The organism is Bradyrhizobium sp. Ken64, from assembly GCF_055807555.1.
The window spans coordinates 21,935-30,942 of sequence record NZ_JBVVPA010000043.1 but is presented as its reverse complement, the minus strand read 5'-3'; the positions used below and the strand labels follow the sequence as shown (position 1 = coordinate 30,942).

Below are 9,008 nucleotides of genomic sequence, written 5' to 3'. Positions count from 1 at the left end.
AACCTTGGGGTCACCGCTCTCCAGGCAATGCAAAACTCTCCCGGCGGGAGCAAAACATTCTCAAGCTCTGAGGAGCCCGCAAAGGCGGGCATCTCGAAGGATGGCCGCGGGCGATATCCAGGCCTGCATGGTTCGAGACGCGCGAAGACGCGCTCCTCACCATGAGGGTCTGGATGCAGTGGAGATCGGGAAAGCCGCCTTCACTGCGCCAATGCCGGGTGATCCCGCTGCACGGTCTCGCGGATCCAGCTGGCATGGATCGCGCGAAACAGGATCTGCGCCGTCTTGAGGTCGTTCGCTGTCATGCAGAGATCGACGATGCGACGGACTGCGTCGTCGCGCATCAGTCCGTCCGCGATCTTCATCGCGATTTCCATCGCGACTTTCGCCGCGCGCTCGTAGCGCTCGCTGTCGCGCTTGTCGTTGCGCGCACTGCTTGCCGCGCTCGCCGCCGCGGCGTCACAGATCGCACGGATGCGCTCGGCGGCCTCGATGTCGCCGAGCGGCCGTTCGATCGCTTCGTCCCAGATGTCCCGGCGCGTCTTGCGGGCGAACCACTGCATTGCCTGCTCCGTGGTGAGGGAGCGAGCATAAACGGCGGCCACGCCGTGCGCTACGCCTCTGGTACGATCTTGCCGGGATTGAAGATGTTCTGCGGATCGAGCGCCTTTTTCAGCGCCCGCATCGCGTCGATCGCCTCGGGGCCGAGTTCCGCCTTGAGGTATTTCTGCTTGCCCTGGCCGATGCCGTGCTCGCCGGTGCAGGTGCCGTCCATCGCCTGCGCGCGCTCGACCAGCCGATGCATGAACTCCTCGCCGCGCGCCATCTCGTCGGCATCGTTGGTGTCGCAGACCAGCGAGCAGTGGAAATTGCCGTCACCGACATGGCCGACGATCGGCGACAACAGGTTGAGACGCTTGAGATCTTCCTCGGTCTCGCCGACGCATTCGGCAAGGCGCGAGATCGGCACGCAGACATCGGTCGCGACCACGCCGATGCTGTCACCGGGCCGCAGCGCCTTTACCGACCAATAGGCGTCGTGCCGCGCCTGCCACAGTTTTGTGCGATCCTCCGGCTTGGTGGTCCAGGAGAAATCGCCGCCGCCGCAGTCCTTTGCGATCTCGCCGAAGGCCTTGGACTGTTCGGCGACCTCGATCTCGCTGCCGTGGAATTCCATCAGCAGCAGCGGCGTTTCCGGAAGGGTCAGCTTCGAATAGGCGTTGCAGGCCCGCACCTGCGCGGCGTTGAGCAGCTCGATGCGCGCCACGGGAATGCCGGTCTGGATCGCCAGGATCACGGCCTGACACGCCCCGTGCACGGTCTCGAACGACACCGCACCGGCCGCGATCGTATCTGGGATGCCGCGCAGGCGGATGGTCAGTTCCGAGATGATGCCGAGCGTGCCCTCCGCGCCGACGAACAGATGCGTCAGGTCGTAGCCGGCGGATGATTTCTTCGCACGCGTGCCGGTCGTGATGATCTCGCCGTCGCCGCGGACCACTTTGAGCGCCAGTACACTGTCGCGCATCGTGCCGTAGCGCACCGCGTTGGTGCCGGAGGCGCGGGTCGAGGCCATGCCGCCGAGCGAGGCGTCGGCGCCGGGGTCGATCGGGAAGAACAGGCCCTGGTCGCGCAGATGCTCGTTGAGCGCCTTGCGGGTGACCCCGGGCTGGATCACGCAGTCGAGGTCCTCGGCATGCACCGCGAGCACCTTGTTCATGTCACGCAGATCGATGCAGATGCCGCCGGCGGGTGCGTTGACCTGGCCCTCGAGCGAGGTGCCGGTGCCGAAGGCGATGACGGGCACGCCGTTTTTCGCGCAGATCCGCACCACGTCCTGGATGTCGGCGGTCTCCTGCGCCATCACCACGCCATCTGGCGGCTGGTTCACGAGCCATGTGGTGGTATGGCCGTGCTGCTCGCGGACGGCCTGCGAGGTGATGAGGCGGTTGCCGAACCGCGCGGCAAGCTGCTCCAGCGCGCTCGCGAGGGCTTTCGGCGCCGGCCGCGGCGGATTATTGGTGATGGTCGTACCCACGGACGTTCCTCCCGACGAGACGAACCGTGGCAAAGGACATCTCACCGGTCAAGTCAAGCGACCGGACGCATAGCTGGGGAAGGACACATGCCGGAGACTGCTGCCACGACGATCGAGGGCGCACCGTTCCGCGCCTCGATCATGCAGATCGAGCCGCAATGGATCGACTACAACGGCCATCTCAACATGGCCTATTACAACGTGATGTTCGACCGCGCGATCGACCAGATGTGGCTGACGCTCGGGATCGGCCCGGGCTACATGAAGGAGCGGGGCGGCTCGACCTTCACCGCCGAATGCCACGTGCGGTATTTGCGCGAAATCCACCTCGGCGATCCCGTGCAGGTGTCGGTCTGGCTGCTCGAAGCCGACGACAAGCGGCTTCACACCTTCCAGGAGTTGCGACACGCGACCGAAGGCTGGCTGTCGGCGACCTCCGAAAACATGTCGCTGCACATCGACATGGGCTCACGAAAGGTGGCGGCCTTTCCACCAGACATTCGTGAGCGCATTGCGGCAGTGATCAAGGCCCACAGTGCCGTGCCGCGGCCCGAGGGCATCGGCCGCAACGTGGCGATGCCCTCGAAGCGGTAACGGCTTCCAACTCTTCATCCTGAAGAGCCCGCAAAGCGGGCGTCTCGAAGGATGCAAGGCCACAGCCGGGCCTTCATGGTTCGAGACGCGCGTTCCGCGCTCCTCACCATGAGGATCACATTGCTAGACCCTGGTGCGGCCGCGGGCCAAACCAACAACGGCCGAGACCAGGAACAACACGACCGCGATGAAGAAGATGATCTTGGCGATTTCGATCGACGCGCCGGCGAGGCCGCCAAAGCCCAGGATACCGGCGATCAGGGCGATAACCAGAAACGTCACAACCCAGCTAAGCATGATCCGAACCTCTGTTTCGATGTCTGTCTGCGATCGGCGCGGCTGACGCGCCTCACTTGCAGAACCAATCGCCAACGCGGAACAATGGTTCCGGGCCGCTGGGGCCGGAAATTCGCCTGACCCTCAGGAACAAATTGGCTTTCCGCGCACGTGGAAAACCCCCGCCCGCGGCCCCATATAGGGACCAATCCCTGTTAAGAAGGCTCCCCTTTCACCACCCCGCAGTGCCAACGTGGGGCAAATGATTCGCATGACCGAGCCGCGCAAGATCACGTCCCAGAGCGTTCCCGACCACCAGCCGGCAGCCGGCGGCATTGCCGCGCGCGCGCGCGCCTCGGTGGGCCCGCAATACCTGTCCGGGCTCAATCCGGAGCAGCGCGAGGCCGTGGAGACGCTGGACGGCCCGGTTCTGGTGCTGGCCGGCGCCGGCACCGGCAAGACCCGCGTGCTGACCACCCGCATCGCCCATATCCTGAGCCAGGGCCGCGCCCGCCCCTCCGAAATCCTGTCGGTGACCTTCACCAACAAGGCCGCGCGCGAGATGAAGCACCGGCTCGGCCAGATGCTCGGCCATGCCGTGGAAGGCATGCCGTGGCTCGGCACCTTCCACTCCATCGGCGGCCGCATCCTGCGCACCCACGCCGAGCTGGCGCAGCTCAAGTCGAACTTCACCGTGCTCGATGTCGACGATCAGGTGCGGCTGTTGAAGCAGCTGCTGCAAGCCGACAACATCGACGACAAGCGCTGGCCCGCGCGCATGCTGGCCGGCCTGATCGACGGCTGGAAGAACCGCGGCCTGACGCCGTCGCAGGTGCCGTCGGGCGAAGCCGCCGTGTTCGCCAACGGCAAGGGCGGCAAGCTCTATGCGAGCTACCAAGAGCGGCTGAAGATCCTCAACGCCGCCGATTTCGGCGATCTGCTGCTCGAGGACATCCGCATCTTCCGCGAGCACCCGGATATCCTGCGGCAGTACCAGCAGCGTTTCAAATTCATCCTGGTGGACGAGTATCAAGACACCAACGTCGCGCAGTATCTGTGGCTGCGGTTGTTGTCGCAGGCGCCCTCCTCTTTCACCTCTCCCCGCGTGCGGGGAGAGGTCGCATCGCACAGCGATGCGGGTGAGGGGGACTCTCCGCCAGCTGAGCTCGTGGAGGGAGCCCCTCACCCCGACCCTCTCCCCGTGAAGGACGGGGAGAGGGAGAAGACCCACGTCAAAAACATCTGCTGCGTCGGCGACGATGACCAGTCGATCTATGGCTGGCGCGGCGCGGAGGTCGACAACATCCTGCGCTTCGACCATGATTTCCCCGGAGCCAAGGTCATCCGCCTCGAGCGCAACTACCGCTCGACCGGCCACATCCTCGCCGCCGCCTCGCACCTGATCGCCCACAACGAGGGCCGGCTGGGAAAGACGCTGCGCACCGAGGACCATGACGGCGAGAAGGTCACGGTGACAGGCTCGTGGGATTCGGAAGAGGAAGCCCGCGGCATCGGCGAGGAGATCGAGCAGATCCAGCGCCAGGGCGACAAGCTCAACGAGATCGCGATCCTGGTGCGTGCCTCCTACCAGATGCGCGAGTTCGAGGACCGCTTCGTCACGCTCGGCCTGCCCTATCGCGTCATCGGCGGCCCGCGCTTCTACGAGCGCGCCGAGATCCGCGATGCGCTGGCCTATCTGCGCGTCATCAATTCACCGGCCGACGATCTCGCCTTCGAGCGCATCGTCAACACGCCCAAGCGCGGAATTGGCGATGCCACCGTGCAGATGCTGCACGATCACGCCCGCAAGCGCCGCATTCCGCTGTTCGAGGCGGCGCGCGCGGTGGTCGAGACCGACGAGCTGAAGCCGAAGGCGCGCGGCTCCTTGCGCGACGTCGTCGCCCAGTTCGACCGCTGGCGGGCCCAGCGCGAGGTCACGTCGCACACCGATCTCGCCCAGATCGTGCTCGACGAGAGCGGCTACACCGAGATGTGGCAGAAGGACCGTTCGGCGGACGCGGCGGGCCGGCTGGAAAACCTCAAGGAGCTGGTGCGCTCGATGGAGGAGTTCGAGAACCTGCAAGGCTTCCTCGAGCACATCTCGCTGGTGATGGACCGCGACAGCGGCGCCGACGAGGACGCCGTGTCGCTGATGACGCTGCATTCGGCCAAGGGCTTGGAATTCGACAACGTGTTCCTGCCCGGCTGGGAGGAAGGCCTGTTTCCGAGTCAGCGCACGCTGGACGAACAGGGCCGCGCCGGCCTCGAGGAAGAGCGCCGGCTCGGCCATGTCGGCCTGACCCGCGCCCGCCGCCGCGCCAAGATCTATTTTGCCACCAACCGCCGGATCCATGGCACCTGGTCGACCACGATTCCCTCGCGCTTTCTGGACGAGCTGCCGGCGGCCAATGTCGAGATCACGGAATCCAAGGGCGGCTCGGCCTGGGGCGGCACGGGCGGCTACGGCGCCTCCCGCTTCGACGACATGGAAGCGTTCGGCTCCACCTATTCGACCCCAGGCTGGCAGCGCGCCCAGGCCAATCGCAATCGTGGCGGCGGCGGGGGCGGCAATGGCGGCCGCGGCAGCTTCGAGGAACAGGCCTCGTCGTTTTCGTCCCAGTCGTCCTCGCCCGATTTCGGCAGCTTCTCCTCGCGCCGCCGCGGGCCCCTGACGATCGAGGGCGAACTGGTAGCCAAATCCACCGGCACGACCTCGGAATTCTCGCTCGCCGACCGCGTCTTCCACCAGAAATTCGGCTATGGTCGCGTCACCAGGATCGACGGCAACAAGCTCACCATCGCCTTCGACAAGGCGGGGGAAAAGAAGGTCGTGGACAGTTTTGTGCAGCGGGCGTGAGGCGGGCATGCCGCACTACATTGCCATCATCGAGGACGCCCGCCCCGACGAAGCCGTTGGCGTGTGGTTTCCCGACCTGCCCGGCTGCATTTCCGGCGGCGACGACGTCGACGAGGCCCTGGAGAATGCGCCCGAGGCACTCGCGTTCTATGCACAGGAACTGATCGCGGACGGCCGCCAGCTTCCCCCGCCGCGGACATTGGACGAGCTCAAGGCCGACCCGGATGTGGCCGACGAGCTCGGGAAGCACACGGTCGCCCTGATCGAATGGCCGCCCCTCACCGAGGCCACTGTTCGCCGCACTGGTCGGACTCTCGACAGTTCAGGTCCGAACAGCCCTTGACCACCGCGAACTTCCCCGTATCAGATGCGGCCATGGTCCGGGGCTCCATCACACTGATCGTACTGGCATTGGGTATGCCGTCGCTTGCAGCGGCGGAGACCATGAGCTTTGGCGATTCGATCGGGATGCTGGCGAAAAGCTGCGGTGCGGAAATCGTCGCCAATTGCCGCGGCGTCAACCCGGATTCGACCCGCCTGAAGGAGTGCCTGTCGCGCAACCGCGACGTGCTCTCCCAGCAGTGCCAGAGCGACTATCTCGGCGCGTTCGACGCGATCCAGAAGCGCGTCGCCGCCCGCGTCACGGTGGCGAACGCCTGCCAGCGCGAGATCGTCAAGGTCTGCGGCGGCTCGACCAAGGAGACCAGCAAGGCGGTCCCCTGCCTGGTCTCGACGCCCAAGGGCATCAGCAACAACTGCCTGAAGGCCGTCGACGACGCGGGGTATCGGTGATGCCAGCGAACAGGCTTTCCACCGCCGGACTATGCATCGCGCTCGGCCTCGCTTTGCTCGCGGGCACAGCCGAAGCGCAGACGGCGCCGCCGACCCGCGACGACATCGTCGGCAAGCTCAACCATTTCGAACAATCCGCCGAGATCGATATCCCCGCGCTGAAGCTGCAGGTGATGGAGCGGGCCAAGGCCAGGATCAAGAACGATCCGGGTCCGGTGAACCGGCCGCTGATCGCGCCTGATCTGGTCAATCTGCCGACCTTCACCGCGCAGATCCAGTTCGACGCCGACACGCCGATCATCCAGCCGGCGTCCTACCAGACCGTCGGGCGCCTCGCCGATGCGCTGGTCCATGCCTCGCTGCTGCCCTACACGTTCCTGATCGTCGGCCATGTCGAATCCAACGCGAAGACGCGCGAGGCCAACGCGATCCTGAGCCAGCGCCGGGCGGACGCGATTCGCGACGTGCTGGTGAACACGTTCAAGATCTCGACCAAGCGGCTGCATCCGATCGGCCTCGGCGAGGAGCAGTTTCTCGACCGGGCTAGGCCGACATCGGCCGTCAACGGCCAGCTGCAAATCGCAACCTACGCCAAGGTACCGGAGGAAGCGCCTGCGCATCCGGCTGCGACACCTGCGCCTGCGGCGAAAAAGCCCGCCAAGAAGCGCTGAGCACACGCGCCGCGGCGCCTGACGGAACCCTTTGAAGTCCCGATCGTTTTGTGACCTGTCTCACAGCGCGACAGCGCGGTTTCGCGCGACAATCGCGCCGGTTTGTGCACCGCCCTATCAGGTGCTATAGGCTTTTTTCGTCCTTCCCGACCCCATGCTGCACGAGACCGAGATGGCCAGTTATTTTCAACGCCAGCTGGCCGACTACGTCGAATATCATCGCGATCCCTGGAACTGCGCGATGCACGTGGTCGGCATCCTCCTGCTCTTCACCGGCGCCGTGCTGCCGCTGACGCTGGTGCATTTCCCGCTGTTCGGGATCGGGGTGAGCCTCGCCGTGATTCTTGCCCTGCCGGTGCTGGTCTACTGGCTGATGCTGGACGCCGGGATCGGACTCGCCATCCTCGCCGCGATGATCGTGCTGCTTTCGGTCGCAACCGCAATCGGCAATCAGGTCTCGATCGTCATGATGTGGTCGATTTTTGCGGTGCTGATCGGACTTGGCGTCACCGCGCAGATCGTCGGCCACAAGGTTTTCGAGGAGCGGCAGCCGTCGATGGTCGACCACCCCACCCATTTTCTGCTTGGACCGATGTTTGTCATGGCAAAATTATTCATTGCATTGGGCTTCCGTCGCGACCTTGCCGCGATTCTGGCGCCTCTTCCGACCAATTCCCTTTCAACCCGATAGTTCTAGACGCGAAACAGCAAACCTTCTGCATGGCTCTCGTACTGGTTACCGGTGGCAGCGGCTTCATCGGACATCATCTCGTCGAAGCGCTCCGCGCCCGTGGGCAGCGGGTGCGAGTTCTCGACGTCCGTGCGCCGGCCACGCCGTATGCCGACGTTGAATATGCCCAAGGCTCGGTGCTGGACGGCGCCGCGGTCGATGCCGCGATTGCGGGCGTCGATCAAGTCTATCACCTCGCCGGCCTGCCCGGCATGTGGGTCGCCGACAAGCAGGCCTTTCACGACGTCAATTGCCGCGGCACCGAGATCGTGCTCGCGGCCGCGATGAAGCGCGGGGTCTCGCGCTTCCTGCACTGCTCGACGGAATCGATCCTGTTCCCCTATTCCGACCTCAACGGTGTTCCCGCCGAGGAGGCGCTGCAGCCGGCCGATGCGATGCCGGGCGCCTACACGCGGTCGAAATCGCTGGCGGAGCATTGCGCCGCGAAGGCCGCAGCCGCAGGCTTCCCGCTGGTGATCGGCACCCCGACCATGCCGATCGGTGCCGCCGACCATAATCTGACGCCGCCGACCGCGATGCTGTGGTACTTCCTGCAGAAGAAAGTGCAGCCGCATCTCGACTTCCCGGTCAATCTCGTCGACGTCCGCGACGTTGCCATGGGCCTCGTGCTGACCATGGAACGCGGGCGTAACGGCCAGCGCTACATCCTCGGCGGCGACTGCGTCAGGCTCGGCCAGATTCTGCGGATGATGTCCGCGATGAGCGGCCGCCGGCAATTCCCGGTCGTCGTTCCCGGCAAGATGGCCGAGCTGTCGGGCATCATGCTCGAATATCTCTCCGACCGCATCACGCGCAGGCCGCCCAACGGCACCGCCGAGGGCGTGCGTATCGCGCTCGCCGCGAGCGACCTCTCGATCGGCAAGGCGCGCACCGAACTCGGCTACGCGCCGCGCCCGATCGAGCCGGTCCTGCGCGAAACCATCACCCATCTTCTCGTCCGCGGCGGCGCGCTTGCCTCCGGCGCTATCGAGCATCACGCGCTCTCCTCGCGCGCCAGCTGAGCTGCCGCCCAACCCAAAGAACCTTTCC

General features: G+C 65.4%; 10 protein-coding genes. 7 read left to right on the top strand and 3 right to left on the bottom strand.

All coding sequences use genetic code 11. The features are described 5' to 3' along the window. Positions 1 to 200 precede the first annotated feature (200 nt). Positions 201 to 563: a hypothetical protein gene (locus tag AC0L2F_RS34445; protein WP_007613445.1), complete on the bottom strand. Its 363-nt coding sequence runs from the start codon at positions 561 to 563 to the stop codon at positions 201 to 203. A gap of 50 nt (positions 564 to 613) precedes the next feature. Further along, positions 614 to 2,038 carry an FAD-binding oxidoreductase gene (locus tag AC0L2F_RS34440; RefSeq protein WP_473251375.1) on the bottom strand — a complete coding sequence of 475 codons (1,425 nt, stop codon included), beginning with the start codon at positions 2,036 to 2,038 and terminating at the stop codon, positions 614 to 616. 87 nt (positions 2,039 to 2,125) lie between these two features. On the opposite strand from AC0L2F_RS34440, the gene AC0L2F_RS34435 reads away from it, so the two are divergent. Further along, on the top strand, positions 2,126 to 2,632 hold the full coding sequence (locus AC0L2F_RS34435) for a thioesterase family protein (RefSeq protein ID WP_007613447.1): 507 nt from the start codon (positions 2,126 to 2,128) through the stop codon (positions 2,630 to 2,632). Between the two features lie 123 nt (positions 2,633 to 2,755). On the opposite strand, the gene AC0L2F_RS34430 is transcribed toward AC0L2F_RS34435, so the two are convergent. After that, positions 2,756 to 2,929 carry a DUF1328 domain-containing protein gene (locus AC0L2F_RS34430; protein ID WP_007613448.1) on the bottom strand — a complete coding sequence of 58 codons (174 nt, stop codon included), beginning with the start codon at positions 2,927 to 2,929 and terminating at the stop codon, positions 2,756 to 2,758. Between the two features lie 241 nt (positions 2,930 to 3,170). Here AC0L2F_RS34430 and AC0L2F_RS34425 point away from each other — a divergent pair, with 241 nt between their 5' ends. The 6 genes from AC0L2F_RS34425 to AC0L2F_RS34400 all read left to right on the top strand — a co-directional run bounded on the left by AC0L2F_RS34425 (position 3,171) and on the right by AC0L2F_RS34400 (position 8,980). Beyond that, a complete protein-coding gene (locus tag AC0L2F_RS34425; RefSeq protein ID WP_473251374.1) occupies positions 3,171 to 5,765 on the top strand; it encodes an ATP-dependent helicase in 2,595 nt (864 codons plus the stop codon). A 7-nt stretch (positions 5,766 to 5,772) separates the two neighbouring features. Continuing rightward, complete coding sequence (locus AC0L2F_RS34420; RefSeq protein WP_473251373.1) at positions 5,773 to 6,108, top strand: type II toxin-antitoxin system HicB family antitoxin; 336 nt, start codon at positions 5,773 to 5,775, stop codon at positions 6,106 to 6,108. Between the two features lie 32 nt (positions 6,109 to 6,140). Next, the gene (locus tag AC0L2F_RS34415; protein WP_035974344.1) at positions 6,141 to 6,557 is read left to right on the top strand and encodes a hypothetical protein; all 417 of its coding nucleotides are present in this window, start codon (positions 6,141 to 6,143) and stop codon (positions 6,555 to 6,557) included. Next, entirely contained in the window at positions 6,557 to 7,228 is a 672-nt protein-coding gene (locus AC0L2F_RS34410) for an OmpA family protein (protein WP_007613458.1), read from the top strand. Before AC0L2F_RS34415 ends, AC0L2F_RS34410 begins: the two co-directional genes overlap by 1 nt. Positions 7,229 to 7,382: 154 nt before the next feature. Next, positions 7,383 to 7,919, top strand: a complete 537-nt coding sequence (locus AC0L2F_RS34405; RefSeq protein ID WP_473251372.1) for an Mpo1 family 2-hydroxy fatty acid dioxygenase — start codon at positions 7,383 to 7,385, stop codon at positions 7,917 to 7,919. A 29-nt stretch (positions 7,920 to 7,948) separates the two neighbouring features. After that, positions 7,949 to 8,980, top strand: coding sequence for an NAD-dependent epimerase/dehydratase family protein (locus AC0L2F_RS34400; protein ID WP_063995256.1), 1,032 nt, complete (start codon positions 7,949 to 7,951; stop codon positions 8,978 to 8,980). Positions 8,981 to 9,008 lie beyond the last annotated feature (28 nt).

What these genes read in the sequence shown, in the direction of transcription:
- AC0L2F_RS34415 (WP_035974344.1), top strand. Translation starts at nt 6,141, where the DNA reads ATGGTCCGGGGCTCCATCACACTGATCGTACTGGCATTGGGTATGCCG.
- AC0L2F_RS34430 (WP_007613448.1), bottom strand. Translation starts at nt 2,929, where the DNA reads ATGCTTAGCTGGGTTGTGACGTTTCTGGTTATCGCCCTGATCGCCGGT.
- AC0L2F_RS34400 (WP_063995256.1), top strand. Translation starts at nt 7,949, where the DNA reads ATGGCTCTCGTACTGGTTACCGGTGGCAGCGGCTTCATCGGACATCAT.
- AC0L2F_RS34425 (WP_473251374.1), top strand. Translation starts at nt 3,171, where the DNA reads ATGATTCGCATGACCGAGCCGCGCAAGATCACGTCCCAGAGCGTTCCC.
- AC0L2F_RS34410 (WP_007613458.1), top strand. Translation starts at nt 6,557, where the DNA reads ATGCCAGCGAACAGGCTTTCCACCGCCGGACTATGCATCGCGCTCGGC.
- AC0L2F_RS34405 (WP_473251372.1), top strand. Translation starts at nt 7,383, where the DNA reads ATGCTGCACGAGACCGAGATGGCCAGTTATTTTCAACGCCAGCTGGCC.
- AC0L2F_RS34445 (WP_007613445.1), bottom strand. Translation starts at nt 563, where the DNA reads ATGCAGTGGTTCGCCCGCAAGACGCGCCGGGACATCTGGGACGAAGCG.
- AC0L2F_RS34435 (WP_007613447.1), top strand. Translation starts at nt 2,126, where the DNA reads ATGCCGGAGACTGCTGCCACGACGATCGAGGGCGCACCGTTCCGCGCC.
- AC0L2F_RS34420 (WP_473251373.1), top strand. Translation starts at nt 5,773, where the DNA reads ATGCCGCACTACATTGCCATCATCGAGGACGCCCGCCCCGACGAAGCC.